The sequence below is a fragment of the Amycolatopsis tucumanensis genome (assembly GCF_021654135.1).
Taxonomy (GTDB): domain Bacteria; phylum Actinomycetota; class Actinomycetes; order Mycobacteriales; family Pseudonocardiaceae; genus Amycolatopsis_E; species Amycolatopsis_E tucumanensis.
Genome location: NZ_JAKGSD010000015.1, coordinates 137,364 through 161,159, shown reverse-complemented (window position 1 = coordinate 161,159; position 23,796 = coordinate 137,364). Strand labels below are relative to the sequence as shown.

Annotated in this window: 27 protein-coding genes; 8 read left to right on the top strand and 19 right to left on the bottom strand. The window is 72.4% G+C overall.

Going from position 1 to position 23,796, the window contains the following annotated elements; all coding sequences use genetic code 11:
• Positions 1-570: hypothetical protein (locus L2C96_RS17485; protein ID WP_372491231.1), on the top strand; the 570-nt coding region annotated here is incomplete at its 5' end.
• Between the two features lie 224 nt (positions 571-794).
• Here L2C96_RS17485 and L2C96_RS17480 read toward each other — a convergent pair.
• Positions 795-2,270 carry an FAD-dependent oxidoreductase gene (locus L2C96_RS17480; protein WP_237336968.1) on the bottom strand — a complete coding sequence of 492 codons (1,476 nt, stop codon included), beginning with the start codon at positions 2,268-2,270 and terminating at the stop codon, positions 795-797.
• A 2-nt stretch (positions 2,271-2,272) separates the two neighbouring features.
• Positions 2,273-3,190, bottom strand: coding sequence for an AurF N-oxygenase family protein (locus L2C96_RS17475; protein ID WP_020419902.1), 918 nt, complete (start codon positions 3,188-3,190; stop codon positions 2,273-2,275).
• Between the two features lie 187 nt (positions 3,191-3,377).
• Between L2C96_RS17475 and L2C96_RS17470 the strand changes: the two genes are divergently transcribed.
• Complete coding sequence (locus tag L2C96_RS17470; RefSeq protein ID WP_237336967.1) at positions 3,378-4,196, top strand: MBL fold metallo-hydrolase; 819 nt, start codon at positions 3,378-3,380, stop codon at positions 4,194-4,196.
• Here L2C96_RS17470 and L2C96_RS17465 read toward each other — a convergent pair.
• The 5 genes from L2C96_RS17465 to L2C96_RS17445 are packed head-to-tail and all read right to left on the bottom strand — an operon-like array spanning position 4,193 to position 9,637.
• Positions 4,193-5,215, bottom strand: a complete 1,023-nt coding sequence (locus L2C96_RS17465; RefSeq protein WP_237336966.1) for an acyl-CoA dehydrogenase family protein — start codon at positions 5,213-5,215, stop codon at positions 4,193-4,195. The genes L2C96_RS17470 and L2C96_RS17465 overlap by 4 nt on opposite strands.
• Complete coding sequence (locus tag L2C96_RS17460; RefSeq protein ID WP_237336965.1) at positions 5,212-6,150, bottom strand: acyl-CoA dehydrogenase family protein; 939 nt, start codon at positions 6,148-6,150, stop codon at positions 5,212-5,214. The genes L2C96_RS17465 and L2C96_RS17460 overlap by 4 nt, the downstream gene beginning before the upstream one ends.
• Positions 6,147-7,277: an acyl-CoA dehydrogenase family protein gene (locus L2C96_RS17455; protein ID WP_237336964.1), complete on the bottom strand. Its 1,131-nt coding sequence runs from the start codon at positions 7,275-7,277 to the stop codon at positions 6,147-6,149. The genes L2C96_RS17460 and L2C96_RS17455 overlap by 4 nt, the downstream gene beginning before the upstream one ends.
• Positions 7,277-8,119, bottom strand: a complete 843-nt coding sequence (locus tag L2C96_RS17450; protein ID WP_237336963.1) for an enoyl-CoA hydratase — start codon at positions 8,117-8,119, stop codon at positions 7,277-7,279. The genes L2C96_RS17455 and L2C96_RS17450 overlap by 1 nt, the downstream gene beginning before the upstream one ends.
• Before the next feature lie 9 nt (positions 8,120-8,128).
• Positions 8,129-9,637 carry a FadD3 family acyl-CoA ligase gene (locus tag L2C96_RS17445; protein ID WP_237336962.1) on the bottom strand — a complete coding sequence of 503 codons (1,509 nt, stop codon included), beginning with the start codon at positions 9,635-9,637 and terminating at the stop codon, positions 8,129-8,131.
• Between the two features lie 83 nt (positions 9,638-9,720).
• Here L2C96_RS17445 and L2C96_RS17440 point away from each other — a divergent pair, with 83 nt between their 5' ends.
• The 3 genes from L2C96_RS17440 to L2C96_RS17430 are packed head-to-tail and all read left to right on the top strand — an operon-like array spanning position 9,721 to position 12,788.
• Entirely contained in the window at positions 9,721-10,860 is a 1,140-nt protein-coding gene (locus L2C96_RS17440; RefSeq protein ID WP_237336961.1) for an acyl-CoA dehydrogenase family protein, read from the top strand.
• Complete coding sequence (locus L2C96_RS17435; RefSeq protein ID WP_237336960.1) at positions 10,857-11,627, top strand: SDR family oxidoreductase; 771 nt, start codon at positions 10,857-10,859, stop codon at positions 11,625-11,627. Before L2C96_RS17440 ends, L2C96_RS17435 begins: the two co-directional genes overlap by 4 nt.
• 9 nt (positions 11,628-11,636) lie before the next feature.
• Complete coding sequence (locus tag L2C96_RS17430) at positions 11,637-12,788, top strand: acetyl-CoA C-acetyltransferase (protein ID WP_237336959.1); 1,152 nt, start codon at positions 11,637-11,639, stop codon at positions 12,786-12,788.
• Positions 12,789-12,817: 29 nt separating this feature from the next.
• On the opposite strand, the gene L2C96_RS17425 is transcribed toward L2C96_RS17430, so the two are convergent.
• From L2C96_RS17425 to L2C96_RS17395, 7 genes are read right to left on the bottom strand one after another with little or no spacing between them, the layout of a single operon-like run.
• Positions 12,818-13,861 (bottom strand): NAD(P)H-dependent flavin oxidoreductase, encoded by a 1,044-nt coding sequence (locus L2C96_RS17425; protein WP_237336974.1) that lies wholly within the window; start codon positions 13,859-13,861, stop codon positions 12,818-12,820.
• Positions 13,862-13,863: 2 nt separating this feature from the next.
• Complete coding sequence (locus L2C96_RS17420; RefSeq protein ID WP_237336958.1) at positions 13,864-14,586, bottom strand: CoA-transferase subunit beta; 723 nt, start codon at positions 14,584-14,586, stop codon at positions 13,864-13,866.
• The gene (locus tag L2C96_RS17415; RefSeq protein WP_237336957.1) at positions 14,583-15,437 is read right to left on the bottom strand and encodes a CoA transferase subunit A; all 855 of its coding nucleotides are present in this window, start codon (positions 15,435-15,437) and stop codon (positions 14,583-14,585) included. The genes L2C96_RS17420 and L2C96_RS17415 overlap by 4 nt, the downstream gene beginning before the upstream one ends.
• Entirely contained in the window at positions 15,427-16,167 is a 741-nt protein-coding gene (locus L2C96_RS17410) for an enoyl-CoA hydratase family protein (RefSeq protein ID WP_237336956.1), read from the bottom strand. The genes L2C96_RS17415 and L2C96_RS17410 overlap by 11 nt, the downstream gene beginning before the upstream one ends.
• Positions 16,167-17,072: an SDR family oxidoreductase gene (locus tag L2C96_RS17405; protein ID WP_237336955.1), complete on the bottom strand. Its 906-nt coding sequence runs from the start codon at positions 17,070-17,072 to the stop codon at positions 16,167-16,169. Before L2C96_RS17405 ends, L2C96_RS17410 begins: the two co-directional genes overlap by 1 nt.
• Positions 17,069-17,827, bottom strand: a complete 759-nt coding sequence (locus L2C96_RS17400; RefSeq protein ID WP_237336973.1) for an SDR family oxidoreductase — start codon at positions 17,825-17,827, stop codon at positions 17,069-17,071. The genes L2C96_RS17405 and L2C96_RS17400 overlap by 4 nt, the downstream gene beginning before the upstream one ends.
• Before the next feature lie 57 nt (positions 17,828-17,884).
• Positions 17,885-19,108, bottom strand: a complete 1,224-nt coding sequence (locus L2C96_RS17395; RefSeq protein ID WP_237336954.1) for an MFS transporter — start codon at positions 19,106-19,108, stop codon at positions 17,885-17,887.
• A 56-nt stretch (positions 19,109-19,164) separates the two neighbouring features.
• Between L2C96_RS17395 and L2C96_RS17390 the strand changes: the two genes are divergently transcribed.
• On the top strand, positions 19,165-19,878 hold the full coding sequence (locus tag L2C96_RS17390; protein ID WP_237336953.1) for an ArsR/SmtB family transcription factor: 714 nt from the start codon (positions 19,165-19,167) through the stop codon (positions 19,876-19,878).
• 155 nt (positions 19,879-20,033) lie between these two features.
• On the opposite strand, the gene L2C96_RS17385 is transcribed toward L2C96_RS17390, so the two are convergent.
• Both L2C96_RS17385 and L2C96_RS17380 read right to left on the bottom strand, forming a co-directional pair.
• On the bottom strand, positions 20,034-20,339 hold the full coding sequence (locus tag L2C96_RS17385; RefSeq protein WP_237336952.1) for a nuclear transport factor 2-like protein: 306 nt from the start codon (positions 20,337-20,339) through the stop codon (positions 20,034-20,036).
• A gap of 11 nt (positions 20,340-20,350) precedes the next feature.
• Positions 20,351-21,115 (bottom strand): SDR family oxidoreductase, encoded by a 765-nt coding sequence (locus L2C96_RS17380; protein ID WP_237336951.1) that lies wholly within the window; start codon positions 21,113-21,115, stop codon positions 20,351-20,353.
• A 64-nt stretch (positions 21,116-21,179) separates the two neighbouring features.
• On the opposite strand from L2C96_RS17380, the gene L2C96_RS17375 reads away from it, so the two are divergent.
• Together L2C96_RS17375 and msrA are read left to right on the top strand one after the other, a co-directional pair.
• On the top strand, positions 21,180-21,995 hold the full coding sequence (locus tag L2C96_RS17375; protein WP_020419922.1) for a MerR family transcriptional regulator: 816 nt from the start codon (positions 21,180-21,182) through the stop codon (positions 21,993-21,995).
• Positions 21,996-22,086: 91 nt separating this feature from the next.
• The gene (gene msrA, locus L2C96_RS17370; RefSeq protein ID WP_020419923.1) at positions 22,087-22,608 is read left to right on the top strand and encodes a peptide-methionine (S)-S-oxide reductase MsrA; all 522 of its coding nucleotides are present in this window, start codon (positions 22,087-22,089) and stop codon (positions 22,606-22,608) included.
• A 2-nt stretch (positions 22,609-22,610) separates the two neighbouring features.
• Here msrA and L2C96_RS17365 read toward each other — a convergent pair whose 3' ends face one another.
• From L2C96_RS17365 to L2C96_RS17355, 3 genes are read right to left on the bottom strand one after another with little or no spacing between them, the layout of a single operon-like run.
• Positions 22,611-23,066 carry an SRPBCC domain-containing protein gene (locus tag L2C96_RS17365; RefSeq protein ID WP_237336950.1) on the bottom strand — a complete coding sequence of 152 codons (456 nt, stop codon included), beginning with the start codon at positions 23,064-23,066 and terminating at the stop codon, positions 22,611-22,613.
• Positions 23,063-23,338 carry a DUF5131 family protein gene (locus L2C96_RS17360; RefSeq protein ID WP_237336972.1) on the bottom strand — a complete coding sequence of 92 codons (276 nt, stop codon included), beginning with the start codon at positions 23,336-23,338 and terminating at the stop codon, positions 23,063-23,065. Before L2C96_RS17360 ends, L2C96_RS17365 begins: the two co-directional genes overlap by 4 nt.
• On the bottom strand, positions 23,299-23,745 hold the full coding sequence (locus L2C96_RS17355) for a DUF5131 family protein (protein ID WP_237336949.1): 447 nt from the start codon (positions 23,743-23,745) through the stop codon (positions 23,299-23,301). Before L2C96_RS17355 ends, L2C96_RS17360 begins: the two co-directional genes overlap by 40 nt.
• Between the last annotated feature and the right edge of the window lie 51 nt (positions 23,746-23,796).

Genomic DNA, 23,796 nt, shown 5'->3' with positions numbered 1-23,796 from the left:
GCGGCAGCGGCCCGCGGCGGGGCGGCGGCGGGGCGGCGGCGTGGTAGCGCAGCAAATCCGGCGCAACGGCAGGCGGCGGCGCGGCAGCGGCACGGCAGCGGGGCGGCGGGCGGCAGCGCGGGCAGCGGCACGGCAGCGGCCCGCGGCGCGGTGCCGGGTTGCCGGCGGCGCCGGCGCGGCGGCACCACGGCGCGACGGCACCACGATGCGGTGAGCGCCCTCGGGCGCACCGAGTATCCGGAAACAGCACTCCCGGGCGGCCCCCACCCGGACGCGGCGCGGCAGCGCAGCAAGTCCGGCGGGGCCGCGGGCGGCGGCGGGCAGCGGCACGGCAGCGTAGCAAAACCGGCGCAACGGCGCGCGGCAGCGCAGCAAAACCGGCGCAACGGCGCGCGGCAGCACGGCAACGGCACGGCAACCCAGCAAAACCGGCGCAACGGCGCACGGCAGCACAGCAACGGCACGGCAGCGGCCCGCGACGCGGTGCCGCGTTGCCGGTCGGCGCCAGCGCGGCGGCACCACGGCGCGGCGGGGGCGGCACCACCGTGCGACGGCACCACCGTGCGGTGAGCCCCCTCAGGCGCACCGAGTATCCGGCAACAGCACTCCCGGGCGACACCCACCCGGACGCGGCGCGGCAGCGGGCACCAGCTCGGCCGCCGCGGGATGCGGGGGCAGCCGCAGCACGGGCTTGCGGCCGCCCCCGCCGCGCGCTACGCACTGGGGGCGAGCCGGGAACCGGCGTCCAGGTTGGACAGCGGCTCGTCGAGCAGCAGCAGGCCCGGCGAGTACACTCAGCTTCGGCGCGTCAAGCGTCCCACCAGCCCCGGCTTGCGCCGTGTTCGCAACCGTCCCGCGAGCGCGTCCTCCAGCAGGCGGCCGACCGTCTCCTCGGCGCACGCCCGGTTGGCCCCGATCCCGCCGGACGGCCCTCGCTTGATCCAGCCCACCACATACGTCCCCGGCGCCACGCGGCCGCCGTCGTTCGGGATCGTGCCGCTGTCCTCGTCGAACGGGAGCCCGGGCAGCGGCGCCCCGCGGTAGCCGACGGCGCGCACCACGCCGCCCGCGGGGATCTCGACGTCCCCCGACACCCGGATTCCCCGCACCCGCGAGGCACCGAGGATCTCCTCCGGCGCGGCGTGGAACCGCAGCACGATCCGCCGCTTGCCGGGCTGGGGTGGCGCCGTCCAGTCGACCGTCTCCTGCTTGCAGTCGCGCAGCAGGGCGGCCCGCGGCGACGTGTCGATCGCCTCGGTGATGCGCGGGTCGTGCGCGTCGACGACCAGGTCGATGTCCTCGTGCTGGGTCAGCGCCAGCAGCTCGGGCGTGGTGTACGCCGCCGCCTCCGGACCTCGCCTGCCGAGCAGCACGACCTCCCGCACCCGGCTCGACTTCAGCCGCTCCAACGCGGCCGGGGCGATCGAAGTGCCCTCCAGCGAACGCGGGTCCGTCGTCAGGATCCGCGCCACGTCCAGTGCCACGTTGCCCGTCCCGGCCACGACGAGGCGTTCCGCCGAGAGGTCGACCGCGTCCGCGGGCACGTCCGGGTGGCCGTTGTACCAGGCCACCACCGTCGTCGCCGCGACGCTGCCCGCCAGGTCCTCGCCGGCGATCCCCAGCCGCCGCGCCGAGGACGCGCCCACCGCGTAGATCACCGCGTCGTGGCGGCGCGCCAGCTCGTCCACCGTGACGTCCCGGCCCACCTCGACGCCCAGCCGCATCCGCAGCCGCGGGTGGTGGTGGTACCGCGCGAACGTCTCGCCGATCTTCTTGGTGGACGGGTGGTCCGGCGCGACCCCGTACCGCACCAGCCCGCCCGCGACCGGCAGCCGGTCGATCAGCGTTACCCGGGAACTGGTGTGCAGCAACAGGTCCTCGACGGCGTACATGCCGGCCGGCCCGGTGCCGACCACCGCGACGTCCAGCGCCGGGAAGTCGGCCGGGATGGTGCGGCTGAACACCGGCGGGCCCCACGCGTGGAAGTTCGGCGCGGGATCGGTCGCGGCCGGCTCGCGGTCGGCGTAGAAGTCCGCGTTGATCCCGGCGTACGGCCGCATCGACTCGGCCAGCGCGTCCACCGGGAAGATCGCGTCGACCGGGCAGGCGTCGGCGCACGCGCCGCAGTCGATGCAGCTGCGCGGGTCGATGTAGAGCATCTCGGTGGTGCCGAAGTCCGGCTCGTCCGGCGTCGGGTGGATGCAGTTGACCGGGCACACCGCCACGCACGACGCGTCGTTGCAGCAGGTCTGGGTGATCGCGAAGGCCATGGTCAGAGGAGGTTCGCGCGCTTGTAGAAGACCGTCGCGGCCTTGGTCAGCAGGCCGGCCGAGTCCAGGAACTCCATCAGCCCGGCGCAGCTCGACCGCAGCATCGACTTGTGGTGCTCGTTGGCCTTCGCCTCGCGCAGCGCGCGCTTGGTGTCGAGCCCGGCGTTCGCGTAGACCTTCGGGTTCCACATGCTGCTGACGATGAAGTACGCGGCGATCGACACGACGAGCGCGTTGTACTGGCGGCCCAGCGGCCCGGTCTTCTTCAGCCGCTCGCGGGTCTCCTCGCGGGCGAACTTCATGTGCCGCGACTCCTCGACCACGTGGATGTTGTTGATGGTGCGCACGAACGGCACCACGCGCTCGTCACGCATCCAGTCGCGCTGCATCACGTCGAGGACCTCTTCGGCGACCAGGATCGCCGCGTAGGCGGCCTCGCCGCGGGCGGTCGTCTTGAAGAACCGGCCCAGCTCGACGGCGAGCCGGCGCGGGCGGTAGGCCGGGGCGCGAAGCTTCGCCGCGCCACGCGCGAACATGATCGAGTGGCGGCACTCGTCGGCGATCTCGGTGAGCGCCCACTGGAACGCCGGGTCGGTCGGGTCCTTGGCGTAGAAGTCGCGCAGCACCATCTGCTGCAGGATCATCTCGAACCAGATGCCGGTGCTCGCCACCGACGCCGCCTCCTGGCGGGTCAGCTCGCGCTGCTGCTCGGGGGTCATCTCGTTCCAGTACGCGGTCCCGTATAGGGTGCTCCACTCCGGGCTCGCGCCGTGGTAGCTCGTGTCCAGCGGGGTGTCCCAGTCGACCTCCTTGACGGGGTCGTAGGACAACGTCTCGGACGAGTCGAGCAACCGCTGCGCGACCGACCGGTGGTCAGGCTGCGCAGTGTCCGAGTGCTCGTGTGCGCCGACGCTGGTCATGGCACCCTCCCGATTGCCTGTTACCTCGGTTTACTGTTACCCAAGGTAACACGCATCGGCGACGGCGCAAGAGGGCGACCGCCCGTGACCGAGCACCGCGATTTCCTGAAACGGGTATTTCGGCCCCATCACATCGGCGCCTGCCGGGCCTACCGTTTCCGGCATCACCGAAGGAAGGGCGGATGCCATGGAGATCAACAGGATCGGGCGCGACGTCAGCGTCCTGAGCGACCAGCTCGAGGTGCCCGGCATCGGCTTCCTCCCGGTCAACGCGTTCGTCCTGCACGGCGCCGAACCGGTCGTCGTCGACACCGGGCTGAGCCTGCCCGGCCGCGGTTACCTGGACGCGCTCGGGGCGGTGATCGACCCCGCCGACGTGCGGTGGATCTGGCTCACCCACCCGGACCGCGACCACACCGGCGCCCTGTTCGAGCTGCTCGAGCTGGCCCCGCGCGCCCGCCTGATCACCACCTACCTCGCGATGGGCATCATGTCGACCGAGCGCCCGCTGCCGGTCGAGCGGGTGTACCTGCTCAACCCCGGCCAGACCCTCGACGCGGGCGGCCGCACGCTGACCGCCTTCCGGCCGCCACTGTTCGACAGCCCGGCCACGGTCGGCTTCTTCGACCACAGCAGCGGGGTGTGCGTCAGCTCGGACTGCTTCGGCGCCCCGATGCCGACCGCGGAACTCGCCACGTGCGACGACGTCGCTAACGCCCCCGCGGACGCGCTGCACGCCGGCCAGCTGCTGTGGGCCGCGGTGGACAGCCCGTGGGTGCACAACGTCGACCACGACCGCTACCTCGCCACGCTGGCGCCGCTGCGGACCTTCGACCCGGCCGTCATCCTGAGCACCCACCTGCCCCCGGCGCCCGGTCGCACCGCCGAGTTCCTGGACCGCGTCGCCACGGCCCCGGACGCGGACCCGTGGGTCGGCCCGGACCAGGCGGCGCTGGAGCAGATGCTGGCGACCTTCGAGCCGCCGGAGCCGCACCCGGTGTCCTAACCGAACAGCAGCGAGCTGCCGTGGGCGCGCTTGAAGTACAGGTGCGCGTCGTGCTCCCAGGTGATCGCGATCCCGCCGTGCAGCTGGATCATCTCGGCCGCGGCGTGCCGCAGTGCTTCCGAGCACACGGTTTTCGCGGTGGCCGCGTCCAGCGCGAAGTCGTCCCCGGTCAGTGCGCCGTACAGCGCCGAGCGGGCGGCCTCGACCTGCACGTGCACGTCGGCCATCCGGTGCTTGAGCGCCTGGAAACCGCCGATGGGCCTGCCGAACTGGCGCCGCTGCTTGGTGTACTCGACGGTCAGCTCCAGCGCCCTGGCCGCGGCGCCGGTCTGCTCGGCCGCCAGCGCCACGGCCGCGGTCCAGCGCAGCCGCTCGGTGTCGAACCCGCCGATGTCCAGCCGCCGCGCGGGGGCGTCCGCCAGCGTGACGACCGCGAGACGGCGCGTCGGGTCCAGGGTCGTCACGGCCTCCCGGCGGGTGTCGGCCGGCGCGACCTCGAACAGGCCAGGGCCGTCCGGGGTGCGCGCCACCACCAGCAGGACGTCCGCGTGGTCGCCGTCGAGCACGTAGTGCGCCCGGCCGCCGACGCGCCCGTCCCGGAACTCGCGCGCAGGCGACCAGCGTCCGTCCTCATCGGACCACGCCAGCGCGGCGAGGCTGCTGCCCGCCGCGATGCCGGGCAGCAGCCGACGGCACGCCTCGTCGTTGCCGGTCAGCAGCAGGGCCTGCCCGCACAGCACCGCCGAGCCGAGCATCGGGGCCGGGGTGAGGGTGCGGCCCAGCTCCTCCAGCACCACGCACGCCTCGGCCAGCCCGGCGCCCGCGCCCCCGTACTCCTCCGGGATCGCCAGCGCCGCGACGCCGATCTGCTCGCACAGCGTGGACCACAGCTTGTCGTCGTAGCCGAGGGGTGAGTCCATCGCGGCCCGCACCGCTTCCGGCGCGGACCGCCGGGTCAGCAGGGCCCGCACGGACTCGCGCAGCGCCCGCGCCTCCTCCGTCCACATCGGATCGATCATCGCGCCAGCACCCGCTCGCGGTGGAACCCGCCGTCGCCCCAGGCTCCGGTCAGTGCACGGACTTTGGTCAGTCGCAGGCCGAGGTCGTGTTCGGCGGTGTAGCCGATGGCGCCGTGGACCTGCAGCGCGGTGCGGGCGGCGAGGTAGGCGGCGTCGGCGGCTTTGACCTTGGCGGCCGAGATGTCCTGTGGGCTGCCGGTGACGGCGGCGCCGCGCACCAGGGGCCGGGTGAGTTCGAGGTGGGTAGCGACGTCGGCGAGCAGGTGCTTGATCGCCTGGTACTCGCCGATCAGCCGGCCGTACTGGCTGCGTTGCTTCGCGTAGGCGACCGAGGCGTCCAGCAGCCATTGCCCGGCGCCGAGCAGCTGCGCGGCCACCGCGAGCACCCCCAGGTCGAAGGCGCGTTCCGGGACCGGGCCCAGGGACACCGCCGCACCGTCCACTCGGAACAACCGGCGGGCCGGGTCGATCGAGCGCACCGGCTCCGGCCGGGCCGCCCGGATCTCGTGCGCTTCGCCGTCGCGCAGCGCGAGGACAACGTCCGCGATGTCTGCGTCCAGCGCGAGGGGCACCTGCGGCGGCGCCACCACGGTGGCCAACGCCTCCCCCGACGCCAGCGCCGGCCACCACGCCTGGGCGGCCGGGACGGCGGGCGCGACCGCGGCGGTTTCCACCAGCGGTCCGGGGACGGCGTGGTAACCCAGGGCCTCGAACGCCACGACCAGGTCGACGGGGCCGGCGCCGAGGCCGCCGTGGGCTTCGTCGATCAGCAGGGCGGGCACGCCCAGTTCGGCGAGGCCGCGCAGGAGTTTGAGCCCGGGTTCGTGCCGCCCGTGTGCCCAGGCGCGGGCGGCGGCGGGGGTGTCGGCGCCGGCGAGGTAGTCGTGCAGGCTGGTGGCGAAGTCCCGGTGTTCGGCCGACAGCGCGAATCTCATCGGCGGGCCTCCTTCGGCAGTCCCAGGAGTCGTTCGGCGATGGTGTTGCGCTGAATCTGGTCGGTGCCGCCGTAGATCGGGCCGGCCAGGGAGAACAGGTACCCGTCCACCCAGGCCTGGTCGGTTTCGGCCGCGGGACCGAGGATGTCCAGGGCGGTGTCGTGCAGGTCGAGGTCGAGGTGGGACCAGAACAGCTTGTTGACGCTGGATTCCGGTCCGAGCTCGCCGCCCTCGGCCAGCCGGGAGACGGTGCCGAAGGTGTAGAGCTGGTAGGCGCGCGCCCCGATCCACGCGTCGGCCACCCGGTCCCGCGACGCGGCCGGTTCCCCGGTCGAGCGCCACAGGTCCACGAGCCGGTTCGCGGCGGCGAGGAAGCGGCCGGGGCTGCGCAGCGACAGGCCGCGTTCGTTGTTGGCGGTGGTCATCGCCACCCGCCACCCCTGGCCCGGTTCGCCGATCACGTCGGCATCGGGCACGAACACGTGGTCCAGGAAGATCTCGGCGAACCCCGGCTCCCCGTCCAGTTGCGGGATCGGCCGCACGGTCACGCCCTCGGCGCGCAGGTCGAACATGAAATAGGTCAGTCCGCGGTGCCGCCGCCCGCGGGGGTCGGTGCGGAACAGCCCGAACGCGCGGTCGGCGAAGGCCGCGCGGGAGGACCAGGTTTTCTGCCCGGACAGCAACCACCCGCCCTCGGTGCGGACCGCGCTGCTGCGCAACGCGGCGATGTCGCTGCCGGCTTCGGGTTCGGACCAGGCCTGCGCCCACACCTGCTCACCGCGGGCCATCGCGGGCAGGATCCGCTCCCGCTGCTCCTGGGTCCCGTGGGCGAACAAGGTCGGGCCCAGCATGAAGATCCCGTTCTGGCTGACGCGCCCGGGTGCGCTCGCGGCGTAGTACTCCTCCTCGAACAGCACCCACTGCAACAGCGACGCGTCCCGCCCGCCGTACTCGCGCGGCCACGACACGACCGACAACCGGGCGTCGCCCAGCTGCGCCTCCCACTCGCGGTGCGCCGCGAAGCCCTCCGCGGTGTCCATGGACGGCAGCCTGGGCACGTGTGCCGCCAGCCATTCCCGCACCTCGTGGCGGAACGCCGCCGACTCGGCATCGATGTCGAGGTCCATCAGCGCTGCGCCCCGTCCCGCATCGACCGCGCGTCCTGCCCACCGAGGGAATCGGTGGAGGTTTCGGCGTTGTGGGCGTGCGCGAAGTGGTGCAGCCCGAACACCGAGTCCATTCCGGACCGCAAACCCATCAGGTCCTCGGCCTGGTTGACCGCCTTCTTCGCCAGCGCCAGCCCGAACTGCGGCATCCGCCCGATCGTCTCCGCCAGCTCGAAAGTGCGCGCTTCGAGCTCGGCGCGCGGCACGACCCGGTTGACCATGCCCCACTCCTTGGCCTGCTGCACGCTGAACCGCTCGCCGGTGAACAGGACCTCCTTCGCCGCCCGCGGACCCAGCACCCAGGGGTGCGCGAAGTACTCCACCCCCGGAATGCCCATGCGCACCACCGGATCAGCGAAGAACGCGTCGTCGGAAGCCACGATGAGGTCGCAGACCCAGGCCAGCATCAGCCCGCCCGCGATGCACGCCCCCTGCACCGACGCGATCATCGGTTTCGGGATCTCCCGCCACCGCCGGCACATCCCCAGGTACACCTCGGACTCCCGGGCGAACCGCTGATCCCCGCCCTCACGCGTCGTGTGGTCCCACCACACCACCGCCCGCCGCTCGAAACTCTGGTCCACATCCCGCCCGGGCGTGCCGATGTCATGTCCCGCCGAGAAGTGCTTGCCCTCCCCCGCCAGCACGATCACCTTCACCTCGGCGTCGTCCACCGCGCGAGTGAACGCGTCGTCCAGCGCGTAGGTCATCGCCGAGTTTTGCGCGTTGCGGTACTCGGGGCGGTTCATCGTCACCAGCGCCACCGCGCCCCGGCGCTCGTAGCGGACGACGTCCTCGGTCATGCGTTCTCCTCACCTCAGCTGCCGCTTCAGCACCTTGCCGGAAGCGTTGCGGGGCAGCTCGTCCACGAAGTCGACGAGCCGCGGGACCTTGTAGTTGGCCAGCCGCTCCCGGCAGAACCCGATCACCTGCTCCGCCGTCAGCCCGGCGCCGACGACGAACGCCTTGCCGACCTCGCCCATGCGCTCGTCTGGCACCCCGACGACGGCGACGTCGCGCACGCCGTCCAGTTCGGTCAGGGCGTGCTCGACCTCCGCCGGGTAGACGTTGAACCCGCCGCAGATGTACATGTCCTTGAGCCGCCCGGTGAGGGTCAGGTAGCCCGCGTCGTCGAGTTCGCCGACGTCGCCGGTGTGCAGCCAGCCCTGCTCGTCGATCGCCTGCGCGGTCGCCTCCGGGTCGTCGAGGTAGCCGAGCATCACGTTGGGCCCGCGGACGACGACCTCGGAACCGCGGATCGCCACCTCGAACCCGGCGGTCGCCCGGCCGGACGTGCGCGCGACCAGCTCCGCGTCGTCGCCGGGGCGGCACATCGTCACCACGACCGCCTCGGTGAGCCCGTACGCGGTCAACACCGTGTCGAACCCCAGCTCAGCCCGCATGCGCCGGACCAGCGAGGCGGGCACGGTCGCCGCGCCGGTGACCGCCAGGCGCAGCGACGAGGTGTCCCCGCGGTTCGTTTCCTGGAGCAGCGACTGGAAGATCGTCGGCGCGCCGGGCAGCACGGAGATGCGCTCGCGGCGGATCGTCGCCAGGGTCGACCGCACGTCGAACACCGCCTGCGGCACGATCGTGGCCCCGGTCAGCAGGGCGACCACGATCCCGGCCTTGTAGCCGAAGCTGTGGAAGAACGGGTTGATCACCAGGTACCGGTCGTCGGCGGTGACCCGGCCGCACTCCGCCCACGCGGCCGCCACGTCGACCACCTGCCGGTGCGCCGACAGCACCCCCTTCGAGCGGCCGGTGGTGCCGGAGGTGAACAGGATGTCGCTGACGTCGTCGGGCCGGACGGCGTCCGCGCGCGCCTCGACCTCGGCCGCGGGCACGCGAGCGGCGAGGAACTCGTCCCAGCCGAGGGTGCCCTCGACGGGGCGATGCGGTTGTTCGAGCGGGACGCGGACGACGGTGCCCAGGTCGGGCAGCGCGGCGCCGGTCGCCTTGATCGCGGCGTGCCGGTCGGCGCCGAGGAAGTCCGCCGCGACGACGAGCGCCTTGGCGCGGCTGCGGACCAGCAGGTCCACCGTCTCGGCGGCGGTGAACCGGGTGTTGACCGGCACCAGGACCGCGCCCGCGTACAGCGCGCCGAGCGCCGACAGGACCCAGTGGTACGTATTCGGCAGGTTGATCGCGACGCGGTCGCCGGGCTGGATCCCGCGCGCCGCGAACGCCCCGGCTACGACCTGAACACGTTCCAGGAGTTGCCGGAAATCAAGCCGGACGCCACCGTCGACCAGCGCCTCGGACGAGCCGAACTTCGCCGCGGCGTCACGGACGACGGCCGGGATCGTGGTCTGCCCCACCGCACCCTCCCCTGGACCGGGAAACTAGAACGTGTTCTCATTACCCTAGGTGCCCGGTGGGCCGGGCAGCAAGGAGGCGTGCGTTGGAGCTGACGCGGTTCCGTCGTGAGGTCGCGGACTGGCTGGCGGACAACCTGACCGGTGAGTTCGCGGCGCTGCGTGGGCTGGGCGGGCCGGGGCGGGAGCACGAGGCGTTCGACCTGCGGCTGGCGTGGGAGCGGCACCTGGCGGCGGCGGGGTGGACCTGCGTGGGCTGGCCGAGCGAGTTCGGTGGGCGTGGGTTGTCGCTGGAGGAGCAGGTCGCCTTTCACGAGGAGTACGCGGCGTCGGGGGCGCCGGCGCGGGTCAACCACATCGGGGAGCAGTTGCTGGGGCCGACGTTGATCGCGTTCGGCACGCCGGAGCAGCAGACGCGGTTCCTGCCGAAGATCGTGGCGGTGGAGGAGCTGTGGTGCCAGGGCTACTCCGAGCCCGGGGCCGGGTCGGATCTGGCGGCGGTGTCCACCTCGGCGGAGCTGCGGGACGGCGAGTGGGTGGTCAACGGGCAGAAGATCTGGACGTCGCTGGCGCATGTGGCGGACTGGTGTTTCGTGCTGGCCCGCACCGAGCGGGGGTCGCAGCGCCACCGGGGGTTGTCGTATCTGCTGGTGCCGTTGCGGCAGGCGGGGGTGACGGTGCGGCCGATCCAGCAGCTGACCGGGACCTCGGAGTTCAACGAGGTGTTCTTCGACGACGCCCGCACCCCGGCTGGCATGGTGGTCGGCGAGCCGGGTGAGGGGTGGCGGATCGCGATGGCCACCCTCGGCTCCGAACGCGGCGTGTCGACGCTGGGCCAGCAGATCGGGTTCCGCCGCGAGCTGGACGGTATCGAGGCGGAGGCCAAGCGGCTCGGGACCTGGGAGGATCCGCTGCTGCGCGCCGATCTGGAGCGCGCCCGGATGGGCCTGCGGGTGCTGCGGGCGCACGCGTTGCGGACGCTGGGTCAGGCGGCGGGGCCGGAGGTCGCGGTCGGCAAGCTGATGTGGGCGCAGTGGCACCGCCGCCTCGGCGAACTCGCGGTGCGGGCGCGGGGGGCGCGGTCGCTGGTCGCCGAGGGCGAGCTGGACGAGTGGCAGCGGCTGTTCCTGTTCACCCGCGCCGACACCATCTACGGGGGCTCGGACGAGATCGAACGCAACATCATCGCCGAGCGGGTGCTCGGCCTGCCCAAGGAGGCCCGGTGATCCCCCACTACCCGCCCGGACACCACCTGCTGGAGGACAAGGTCGTGGTGGTGACCGCCGCCGCGGGCACCGGCATCGGCTCCGCGGTGGCGAAACGCTGCCTGGAAGAAGGCGCCAACGTGGTGATCAGCGACTGGCACGAACGCCGCCTGGCGGAGAAGGCCGCCGAGCTGGCGGAGCTGGGCAAGGTCCACGCGATCACCTGCGACGTCACTCTTGAAGACCAGGTCCAGGGGTTGACCGCCGGGGCGGTGGAGCAGTTCGGCCGCATCGACGTGATGATCAACAACGCCGGCCTCGGCGGGACCCGCTCGGTGCTGGAGATGACCGACGAGGAATGGTCCCGGGTCCTCGACATCACGCTGACCGGCACATTCCGCTGCACCCGCGCCGTGCTGCGGCAGTTCGTCGAGCAGGGCGGTGGCGGGGCGATCGTCAACAACGCGTCGGTGATCGGGTGGCGGGCGCAGGCCGGGCAGGCCCACTACGCCGCCGCGAAAGCCGGGGTGATGGCGTTGACCCGGTGTTCCGCGCTGGACGCCGCCGAGCACGGCGTGCGGATCAACGCGGTAGCGCCGAGTTTGGCGATGCACCCGTTCCTGGCGAAGGTCACCAGCGACGAACTGCTGCAGGAGTTGCAGGGCCGGGAAGCCTTCGGGCGGGCGGCGGAGCCGTGGGAGGTCGCCAACGTGATGGTGTTCCTCGCCAGCGACTACGCCAGCTACATGACCGGTGAAGTCGTGTCCGTGTCCAGCCAGCACCCCTAGGGAGTCGTTGTGCCTGAAGCCTTTCTCCTCGACGCGGTGCGCACCCCCGTCGGCAGGCGTGGCGGCGCGTTGTCCGGGTGGCACTCCGCCGACCTGGCCGCGCACACCATCCGGGCGGTGGTTTCCCGGGCCGGGGTGGACCCGCACCTGGTCGACGACGTGATCCTCGGCTGCACCGACACCCTCGGACCCCAATCCGGCAACATCGCCCGCACGGCGTGGCTCGCGGCGGGGTTCCCGGACCACGTGCCGGGGGTGACCGTGGACCGGCAGTGCGGGTCCAGCCAGCAGGCCGTGCATTTCGCCGCGCAGGCGGTGCTGTCCGGGACGCAGGACTTGGTGGTGGCCGGCGGGGTGCAGAACATGAGCCGCATCCCGATCAGCGCCGCGATGCTCGCCGGGCGGGAGTACGGTTTCGACGACCCGTTCTCCGGCTCCAAGGGCTGGCAGGAGCGCTACGGCAGCGTCGAGGTGTCGCAGTTCCGCTCCGCCGACATGATCGCCGAACACTGGGACATCACCCGCGAAGCCATGGAAGCCTATGCGCTGCGCAGTCATCAGCGCGCGATCGAGGCCATCGACTCCGGACGGTTCGCCGCGGAGATCGCCGCCGTGGACGGCTTCTCGGTGGACGAGGGCCCGCGCCGGGACACCAGCCTCGAACGCATGCAGGGACTCAAGCCACTCTCCGAAGGCTCCCGGCTCACCGCGGCAGTGGCGAGCCAGATCTCCGACGGCGCCAGCGCCGCGTTGCTCGCCTCCGAAAAGTTCGTGCAAGAACACGGGCTCACTCCCCGCGCCCGCATCCACCACATCTCCGTGCGCGCCGCGGATCCCGTCTGGATGCTCACCGGACCCATCCCCGCCACCGCCCACGCCCTCCGCAAGGCCGGGCTCACCGTGGACGACATCGACCTCTTCGAAGTGAACGAGGCCTTCGCCAGCGTGGTCCTGGCCTGGCTCGACGAAACCGGCGCCGACCCCGACCGCGTCAACGTCAACGGCGGCGGCATCGCCCTCGGCCACCCGATCGGCGCGACCGGCACGAAGCTGCTGGCCACCCTCCTGCACGAGCTGGAGCGCCGCAACGGCCGCTACGGCCTGCAAACCATGTGCGAAGGCGGCGGAACCGCGAACGTGACGATCATCGAACGGTTGTGACCGGACGGGGAGGCGCACCGCGCCTCCCCTCAACCACCCAGCCGCTGAAGTATCTCCTTGGCCTGCGTGACGGTGGTGTCGATGATGTCGGCCACCGTCGGCAGGTCGTCGATCATGCCGACGACTTGGCCGGAGGCGAGGACGCCCGCGTCGGTGCGGCCTTCGACCAGGCCGGCGCGCAGCAGCATCGGGGTGTTGGCGGCCATGATGATCTGGCTCCACGTCATCTCGTTGCCGTGTTTCATCGCCAGGCCCTCGCGGATCATGGCGGGCAGCGAGAGGCCGGTGAGCTTGCGGAAGCGCAGGGCGTTGCGGGCCGCCTGCAGTGTGCCCCGGACCCGGCCGGTGTCTTCCAGCTTCTCGACCAGCTCGGTGCGCAACACGCGGTGCGGCAGCCCGTCGACGCGCCGTGTCACGACGGTGCCGGTGAGGTTCTGCGCGAGGTAGACCCGCTTGACCTCCTCCGGCACGGTGCTTTCCTTGCTCAGCAGGAACCGCGTGCCCATCGCGACACCCGCGGCGCCGTAGGCGAGTGCGGCGGCGAGTCCGCGTCCGTCGAAGAAGCCACCCGCCGCGACCACCGGAATGTCAACAGCGTCGAGGACCGAGGGCAGCAGCAGGGTCGTGGCCACTCCCCCGGTGTGCCCGCCACCCTCACCGCCCTGCACGATCACGGCATCCGCCCCCCACGCCGCGACCTTCTCGGCGTGCCGGGCCGCTCCGATGGAGGGGATCACCACGATGCCGTGATCGCGGAGTTTGGCGATCATCTCCTTGCGCGGCGCCAGCGCAAAGGAGGCGACGCGCACGCCCTCGCGGATGAGCAGGTCGACCCGGTCGCCGGCGTCGGTGGCGTCGGCACGGAGGTTCACGCCGAAGGGCCGGTCGGTGCGCTGCTTGACCTCCGCGATCGCGGCTTCCAGTTCCGGGTAGGTCATGGTGGCCGAGGCGAGGATGCCGAGTCCGCCGGCTTCGGCGGTGGCGGAGACGAGGCGGGGGCCCGCGACCCAGCCCATTCCGGTCTGCACGACCGGGTGCCGCACCCCGACCAGCCGCGTGAGGGCGGTGTCCAGGGTCATGACGGGACTTCCTTGTCCCGCAGGCCCTTCGGGTCGAGCACCTCGCGGATCAGCCGGAGCTCCTCGTCAGTGGGCTCGCGGCTCACGCCTGCCCCGGACAGGTCGATTTCGAAACCGCTCGCCGTCGCGACCTCCTCGGGTGTGACACCGGGGTGCAGTGAGACGGCGCGCATCGAGTGATCCGGAGTGGCGAAATCGAACACACCGAGGTTGGTCACCACGCGGTGCACGTCGTGGTACTTCAGTCCGGCTTTGGCGGCGTTGTCGTAGCCCACGCCCGACACGATGTCCACGGACTCGACGAACACGCGGGGGCTGTGGCGCGGCACCCAGTAGCTCGTGCGGTGGTTCGCGGTGTTGCCCGGCGCGCCCCGCACGCCGAGCAGCTGCTTCGTCGGGCGGGCGTGGTCGCCGATGGCGGAGATGTTCTGGTTGCCGAACCGGTCGATCTGGTTGGCGCCCATCACCACGTGCCGCCGGCCGTGCGGGACGATCGTGTCCAGCATTTTGCGGAACGGCTGCCAGCCTTCCACATTGCCCTCGACATCGATCAGATACGCCTCGCCGTCGGAGAGCAGCAGGTCGGGTTCGAAGGTCAGGCGGGCGAGCTTCGCGCCCAGCGACGGGATGTAGCCCATCGGGCTGGCCACGATCTCCCCGTCGCCGCGGAAGAGTTCGGCCACCGCCACCACGGCGATCTCGGCCCTGGTCGCGCTCATGCCGCCGCCTCGAATCGATCCACCTCGGACAGGTACTGTGCCTCGTCGCCGGACAGGAACCGGTCCACGAACCCCGGCCACGCGTCCAAGTCCTTCGCACACGCCACGTAGTGCTTCTGGAACCGCTCATCCCGGCCGTAGTCCGGGACGGCGGTGGTGAAGTGCGCACCCCGCGGCGCCTCCACCACCCCGTCCACCGCCGAACGGTTGAGCAGCAGCGACTGCACCGGCCCCGTCAACTCCGCGGTGTCCACCACCTTCTCCACGGAGACGAATCGCTTCTTCGCCGCCAGGCAGAACAGGTCGTCGAAATACGGATCCGGGCCGAGATACTGCGCATTCCCCCGGGCGTCGGCGCGGTTCAGATGCACCAGCGCTACATCGAGTTCCTGCGCGGGCACGGCCACCAATTCTTCTCCATCGGCATAGGGTGAGCGCACGGTGCGCAGGCCGGGATTGACCCGCATGACCTCGGAGCCCAGCCCCGCCCGCAGCGGCAAGAATGGCAAGCGCTGCGCCGCCGCCGAGAGCGCCGCCGCGAACATGCCCTCGTCGTATTCGGTCACCTCGATCGCCCCGGTCTCCCGGGCGCGGCCGAACCACGGGTCGAACGGGATCGAGTCCAGCGTGACGAACCCGAACACCACCCGCTTGACCTTCCCCGCCGCGCACAACAAGCCCACATCCGGGCCGCCGTACGACACCACCGTGAGATCACGAACGGGCGTCCGCAGCAACGCTCGCACCAACGCCATCGGCTTGCGCCGCGAGCCCCAGCCGCCGATGCCGATGGTCATGCCGTCCCGGACTTCCGCCGCGACCTCGTCGGTGGTCATGCGCTTATCGGCCATTGAGGAACTCCTCCCGAGCCTCATCCGAGGCGCCCAGCAGGTTCAGCTCGAAGGTGAACCCCTGCTCGAACCGGTAACTGCGGTGCACGTGCTGGGTGTCGATACCGTTCAACGCCTCCTTCGCAGCCCGGATCACCCGCGGATCCTTCGCGGCGATGTCCCGCGCCACCGCCAAAGCGCTCTCATCCAGCTGTTCATGCGGCACCACCTGATACACCGAGCCGAACGAGTGCAGCTCCCCGGCGGTGATGGTGCGCGCCGTGAAGTACAGGGTGCGCATCAGGTGCTGCGGCACCAACCGCGCCAGGTGTGTGGCCGCACCCAGGGCACCCCGCTCCACCTCCGGCACCCCGAACGTGGCGTCCTCCGAGGCGATCACGACATCGGCGTTGCCGACCAGGCCGATCCCACCACCCAGGCAGAACCCGTGCACCGCCGCCACCACCGGCACCGCACAGTCATACACCGCACCAAAAGCCGCATAACAGCCCTTGTTCGCACCCACCAGCGCCTCGTAGCCCGCGGTGCGCTGGATCTCCTTGATGTCCACCCCGGCGTTGAACCCGCGGCCCTCCGCCCGCAGCACCACCACGTGCACATCCGGATCCTCCCCCGCGGCACGCACAGCGGCAGCGAGGTCGAACCAGCCCTGCACCGGCAACGCATTGACCGGCGGGAAATCCACCGTGACGATCTCGACGTGACCGTCGCGTTTGGTCAGAATCGGCATCAGGACGCTCCGTACACGGGTTCGGGCGCGGGCGCCTCGGCGATCAACTTCTCCACCACCGGACCCAACTCCCCCGGCTCCCACCGGGCACCCTTGTCCACGAACGGGCCGTGCCGCCACGCCTGCGCCAGCGACACCTTCCCGCCCTCCACCTCGAACACCCGCCCCGTCACACCGGCGGATTCCGCGCTCCCGAGCCACACCACCAGCGGCGAGACGTTCTCCGGCGCCATCGCATCGAAGCCCTCATCCGGGCGGGCCATCGTGGCGGCGAACACCTCCTCGGTCATTCGGGTCCGGGCTGAGGGGGCAATCGCGTTCACCGTCACGCCATACCGGGCCAGCTCCGCCGCAGCGACGACGGTCAAGCCCGCGATGCCCGCTTTCGCGGCCGAATAGTTGGACTGGCCGACACTGCCCAGCAGCCCCGCCCCGGAACTGGTGTTGATCACCCGCGCACTCGGCATCCGCCCCGCCTTCACCTCACCGCGCCAGTACTCCGCGGCATGCCGCAACGGCGCGAAGTGACCCTTGAGGTGCACGCGGATCACCGCGTCCCACTCCTCCTCGCCGAGGTTGACCAGCATCCGGTCCCGCACGAAACCCGCGTTGTTCACCAGCACGTCGAGCCGCCCGAACCGCTCCAGCGCGGTGTTGATGAGGTTTTTCGCACCGGCCCAGTCGGCCACGTCGTCGGTGTTCGCCACGGCCTTGCCACCGAGAGTCTCGATTTCCGCCACCACCTGGGCGGCCGGACCGTCGCCGGTGGCGGAACCATCGAGGGCCACACCAACGTCGTTGACCACCACCCGCGCGCCCTCGGCCGCGAACGCCAGCGCGTGCGCCCGCCCGATCCCGCGGCCGGCGCCCGTCACGATCACCACCCGGTCCTGGCACAGAGTCATGAACCCTCCCGATCGACATCCGCGGCCGCCTGGAACGCGGGCACCTCACCACCGCCGTGCACCTTCAACGTCGCACCCGAGACGTAGGAAGCCAGCGGCGAAGCCAAAAACGCCGCACACCGGCCGACCTCCTCCGGCTCCGCAAGCCGCCCCAACGGCACCGTCTTCCCCACCGCTGCCACGTCGCTGCCGTAGTGCAGATGCGCCTGCTCGGTGCGCACCAACCCGACATCCAGCGCGTTGACCCGCACCTTCGGCGCCCACTCCACCGCCAGGCTCGCGGTCAGGTTGTCCAGCCCCGCCTTCGCCGCCCCGTACGCGGCCGTCCCCGGCGACGGGCGGGTCGCGGACACACTGGAGATCATCACGATCGACCCGCCCGAGCCCCGCTGCATCACCCCGTTCGCGTGTTGCGCGACCAGCAACGGCGCCAGCAGGTTCAACTGCACGATCTTGTCGTGGAATCGCGGCGACGCCTCCGCAGCCGAGGCGAACGGACTGCCACCCGCGTTGTTCACCACCACATCCAGACGACCGTGCTCGTCCACGATCCGGCCGATCAGCGCCGACACCTGCTCCGGATCACGCACATCGCAGGCGATGAACTGGCCTGCCGGTTCCTCGGGCTCGCGCCGGGCGCAGGTCACGACGTGCGCGCCGCAGTCCTGGAACACCCGCGTGATGCCGCGGCCCACGCCACGTACACCCCCGGTCACCAGGACCACGGCGCCGGCCAGGCCCAGATCGCTCTCCACACCCCCAAAACTAGAACATGTTCTCGTCAGGGACAAGGTCGCTGGTCTGGGCGCCGGTCACGCAGCACGAGAACTGGTTTCCACGCGGGTGCGGACCGCCCAGCGAGTCGCCGGGACCGTCCCCAGCCCGGCGGCGAGGAACACCCCGGCGAGCACGAACCAGCCGGGACGCCCCCAGGTGCCGACGAGCAGCGTCATCAGCGCCGGGCTCAGCATCTGCGCGCCGGCCTGGGCCGTGGCGGCCAGGCCCTGGTAGCGGCCGGTCGCGCCGGGCGGGGTCAGGTCCAGGGTGAGCGCCCACTTCGCGGCGATGAACCACAGCTCGCCCGCCAGGTGAGCAGCCGCGGCGAGCAGCACCAGGCCGACGGCGATGGCGCCGCTGCCGCCACCCGTCGCGGCGAACAGCAGGCAGGCCAGCGCGAGAGCGGCGCCCGACCAGACCGCCCGCGCGGCGCCGCGGCGCGGACTGGTGCAGCCGCGGCTCGCGACGACCTGCAAGAGCGCGACGCCGAGCGAGTTGACGATGACGACCACGCCCGCCAGCCCGGCGGGCAGGTGCGTGTCGCGGACCAGCCACAGCGGGAGCGCGGTCGAAACCAGGCCCCAGCACAGCGAAAGCAGGCCTGTCGTCGAGACGACCGCGAGGAACGCGGGATCGGCGAGCACGGTGCGCGGCTTGCGCGCCAGCGCGACCGGCCGCACCCTCGGCACACGGGTCAGCAGCGCGGCGTAGGCCAGCGAGGTGAGCGCGTTGACCGCGATCAGGACGTGGAACGCGGCCGCGCTGCCCAGCGTCAGGCAGGCCGCTCCCGCCGCCGCGCCGACGGTGTAGCCGAGGTGGCTGGCGACCCGCTGCCGGGCCAGGTGCGCCACGCGGGTCTCCTCGTCGGCCAGCTGCGCAACGTAGGCGGTGCGGACCCCGGCGGTGGCGCGGTCGGCGGCCGTGTTGACGACCGCGACGGCCAGGAACACCGCGACGTGGTGGGCGAACACGAACGCGGCCATCGACACGCCCTCGACCGCGATCAGGGCGATCAGCAGCTCCCGCGGCCCGAGCCGGTCGGCCAGCGCGCCGACCGGTGTGGCCGCGAGCAGGCCCGCGCCGCCCGCGAGCATCAGCCCGAGGCCGACGACCGGGGCAGGCAGCCCGGCGACGGACGTGAAGTAGACCGCCCAGGTCGTGTACCACGCGCCGCCGCCGGCCGTGGTGACCAGCACGCCGAGCGCCAGCACCCGGAACGGGCCGGGCGGCGGGATCTGCTCGTGCCAGTAGCGACCCATCACATAGACCTATCACGTATCCGTGAAACGTGAAAGTCGATGGTAGGGTATGGGGCGTGACCTCCCTCGGATGGACCAGCGCCGAGCAGCCGGTGGTGGCGACGGTGACCGGGCTGGCGCGCGAGCTGGCCGACCCGATCCGGCTGACCGTGCTGCAGCTGCTCGCGCACGAGGGGCCGCACGGGATGACCCAGCTGGCGGACGTGCTCGGCGTGAGCCCGGCGCGCTTGGGCAACCACCTGGCGAAGCTGCGGCAGGCCGGGCTGGTGGTGACGTCGCAGAGCGGGCGGCACGTCACCTACCGGCTGAAGGACCCCGCGATCACCGCGGTGCTGGACGCGCTGGCCGACTACGCGGGCGGCGCGCTCCCGCTGCCCGGACCGGCCGCGCCCCCGGAGCGGCTGTGCTACGACCACGCGGCCGGGCGGCTCGGGGTGGCCGTGCTGGACCACCTGCTGGCCGAGGACGCGCTCCGCCGCCGGGCCGACACCGACGAGCTGGAGCTCGGCCCGCGGGCGGCGGAGGTGCTGGCGCGGCTGGGCATCGATGCGGACTCGCTGACGGCGGGCCGCCGCAAGACGGCGACGAGCTGCCTGGACCGCACGCTGCGCCGTCCGCACCTGGGAGGAGCCCTCGGACACGCGATCCTGACCCGGCTGCGCACCGAGGGCCTGGTGGAGGTCGACGCGGACGGCCGAACGCTGACCCTCCGCCCCGACGCGGGTGAGCGGCTCAGCGATCTGCTGCCGGGGCTGGTGCTCGACCACTGACCACGACCTCGTCCTACCTGGCGGCCGCGGAGCGGCCACCGCACTCGCCGGGTCGTGCAGAACGGCAGCCGCAGGCCCAGCGGCCGACGGCTGGATCCCGGCACCCGGCGTGGAGGCCGGGTGCCGGGCCTGCGATCCCCGCGGCCTCGCCAACCTCAGGGCGCGATCGTCAGCGCGGCGATCCGCTCCCCGCGCAGCCGGAACCGGTAGCGCAGATCCACCTCCCCACCGGGAAAGTTCCCGGTCACGTGTTGCGTCACCGTCCACTCCCCCGCCGAGTGGGACGCCCCCGTCAGCGTGGCCGTGTACTGGTACTCCGTGGCCGCGCGGCGCAGCCACCCGTCGATCTCTTCCGTTCCGCGGTACGTCCGGCCGTCGTCGGTGACCACGGCGTCAGGGGTGAAGCCCGCGGCGCTCGGGGCGTCCAGGTAGTCGCGGATCGCCTGTGGCAGTTCGGTCATCGTTCTCCTCCTCAGACGGTCGGCACCGTGCCGCCGTCGATCGTGTGTTCCGCGCCCGTGATGGCGGCCGCCCGGCCGGACACCAGGAACGCCACCAGCTCGGCGACCTCCTCCGGCAGCGTGGGCCGTCCCAGCGGGATGCCGCCGAGCGCGGCCGTCAGCCGGTCCCACGCGGTCCGCTCGTCGACGCCGTCGGCCTCGGCCAGGCGCGCGACCAGGGCATCCGCCGCGGAGGTGCGGATCGCGCCCGGCGACACCACGTTCACCCGCACCCCGCGCGGCGACAGCTCCTTCGCCAGCCCCTTGCTGTACGTGGTGAGCGCGGCCTTGGCGGCCGCGTACCCGAGCGTCGCCTCGAACAGCGGCAGCCGCCGCTGGATGGACGACACGTGCACGACCGCCCCGCCCGCCGCCACGTCCGGCAGCAGCGCCCGGTCCAGGCGGACCGCGGCCAGCAGGTTGAGGTCGAGCTCGTCCTGCCAGTGCCGGTCGGTCAGCGCCGCGAACCCGCCACCCGGCGCGGACGACCCGCCCACGGTGTGCACCAGGATGTCCAGCGCCCCGAACCGGTCGCGCACCTCCCGCACCACCGTCTCGACCCCGCCGGGCGCCGTGACGTCGGCGGCGACGAACGGGCCGTCGGCGTGGTCCGGGCGGGTGCGGGCGGTGGCCAGGACATCGGCGCCGGCGGCACGCAACCGGGCGACGACGGCCGCGCCGGTGCCCCGCCCGCCGCCGGTCACCAGGGCGCGCCGCCCCTCCAGAGATTCGTTCATGCCCGGCACACTCCGCCGTGACGGCGCGGGAGGGTCAAGCGCTGGACCCTCCCCCGGGGAGAGGGTGCAGAATCCGCTGGTGCTGACCATCGGCGAGTTCGCCAGGCTGACCCACCTGAGCATCCGCACGCTGCGCCGCTACCACGACGCCGGGCTGCTCGAACCCGCCCGCGTCGACCCGGCCACCGGCTACCGCTACTACGACGCGGCGCAGATCCCGGCCGCGCAGGTCATCCACCGGCTGCGGGAGCTCGACGTGCCGCTGCCCGAGGTGCGCCGCATCCTCGGCAGCCCCGACCCGGAAGCCCGCGCGCTGCTGGTCGGCGAGCACCTGCGGCGGCTCGAGGACCAGCTGGAACGCACCCGCGCGGCGGTCACATCGCTGCGCAGGCTGCTCACGCCCGAGCCCGGCGAGCTGGCGGTCGAGCTGCGCCGGACCCCGGCCACGACGGTCGCGGCCGTCGAGGGCACCGTCGCCGAGGCGGACGTGCTCGCCTGGTACGCGGGCGCGATGGCCGAGCTGGACGCGGTGGTGCCCGACCCGGCCGGCCCGCCCGGCGGCCTGTACGACAACGAGCTGTTCACCCACGGCCGTGGCCGGATGGTGGTCTACCTGCCGGTCGCCGAACCACCCGCACCGGCCGGGCGGGTGCGGCCGGTGACGCTGCCCGCCGCGGAACTCGCCGTCGCCACCCACCCGGGCGACCACGACACGATCGACGTCACCTACGGCGAGCTCGGCCGCTGGGTGGTGGACCACGCGCTCGCCGTGGCCGGCCCGGTGCGCGAGGTCTACCTCAGCGGCCCCAGGGACACCGCCGACCCGGCGGCGTGGCGGACCGAGATCGGCTGGCCGGTCTTCCGCGTCGCACCGGCCTGAGGAGTCCACAAGGGACGTGGCGCGGAATACTGGACCGGCACGCGGGGTTGACCCGGTGCAAGCCGGACTACTCGGTGAGAGGTGATGCGAGATGCGGACGTTCGTGCTGGCCGGCGGGTGCTTCTGGTGCCTGGACGCGGTCTACCGGACGCTGCGCGGGGTGCAGGACGTGGTGTCCGGCTACACCGGCGGCGACACGGCCCAGCCGTCGTACGAGCAGGTGTGCACCGGGCGGACCGGGCACGCGGAGGCGGTCGCGGTGACGTTCGACGAGACGGTCATCCCGGCCGAGGTCATCCTCGACGTGTTCTTCACCCTGCACGACCCGCGGCAGCTCAACCGCCAGGGCGCCGACGTCGGCACCCAGTACCGCTCGGCGATGTTCTACGCCGACGACGCGCAGCGCGCCGAGTTCGAAGCGGCCATCAAGCGCGCGGCGGACTGGTGGGACGGCGAGATCGTGACCACCCTGGAGCCGCTGGGCGAGTTCTACCGGGCCGAGGAGTACCACCAGGACTTCTTCGCCAAGAACCCCGGCCAGGGCTACTGCCTCGCGGTCGCGCTGCCGAAGGTGAACAAGGTGCGCAAGTCCTTCGCGCAGTACGTCGCCTGACCTCAGCGTTCGACGAACGCGGCCAGCTTGGCCAGCGCCATCCGGGTCCCGGTCTCGTTGTCCTGCGGGGCGACCGAGGCCGGGACCCCGTCGTGCCGGATGACCACCTTCGTGCCCCCTTCGGCGTCGGCCAGGGTGGTCGTCATGGTCATCGTGCCCTGGGATGCCGGGTCGGGGCTGTCGAACTCGATCACCTCGACCACGCGCCGCCCCGGCTCGAGCACCGCGAAGTGACCGGTGTAGGTGTCGGTGGCGCCGCCGGACTTGCCGGCGCGGCCGGGGTCGTCGTAGACCAGCGACACCCGGAACCGCCCGCCCTCGCGGGCGTCGAACTCGTGCACCCTGGCCGTCATCCCGTCCGGCACCCGCCACGTCGCGATCGCCTCGCCGTCGACCAGGGCGCGGTAGACCTCCCGGCGCGGCGCGCGCACGAACCCGGAAACGCTCGTCGAAGTCATGACGACACCCTGGCGCGGCGGCCGGCGGGTGTCCAGCCTCCCGGCATCTCGTCCCAGGTGCGGCCGTCGAGGAGCCGCCCGCCCGCGTTGCGGGTCCGGCCGCCCCACTGCTTGAACAGGAACGGGATCCCCGCGGCGGCACACCGGTCCCGCACCGGCCGGACCGACTCGGCCGCCATCGGCCGCGCGTGCGGCCCCGACTCGCCACCGGCGTAGACCCAGTCGAGCCCCGTCAGGTCCAGGTCCGGCAGCGGGCCGAGCAGCGGCTGCAGGGACAGGAACCGAACCGCGGCCGGGGTTTCGCGTGCTGGCGCGGCTCGCGCCGGAGCCGCTGCCGCACGTCTGGTGGGGCGTGACGATCGAGAGCGACGAGCAGGCCGGGCGCGCCGACCGGCTCCTCCTCGGGCACGCGGGGGTGGAACAGGTCGGTCATCGAGCCGGTGAACACCAGCCGGGGCGCTCGCCAGCGCGACCGGACCGCCAGCCGCCCGGGGTGCAGGGTGACGGCGAAACCCGGTCCGCTGGTGCGGGGGTCGCCGTCGCGGGTGTAGGCGGGGCTGCCCATGGCCCGCAGCCGCCGCGCGAAGGCCATCGCGTAGCAGTTGTCGCATCCGGGGCTGACCCGGTCGCAGCCGGTGGCCGGGTTCCACGTCGCGGTCTCGATGGTGCCGTCCCGCATCCTTCCATTGAACCCCCGACGCGAGGACTCTGGGGACTCCACGGCCGCGAC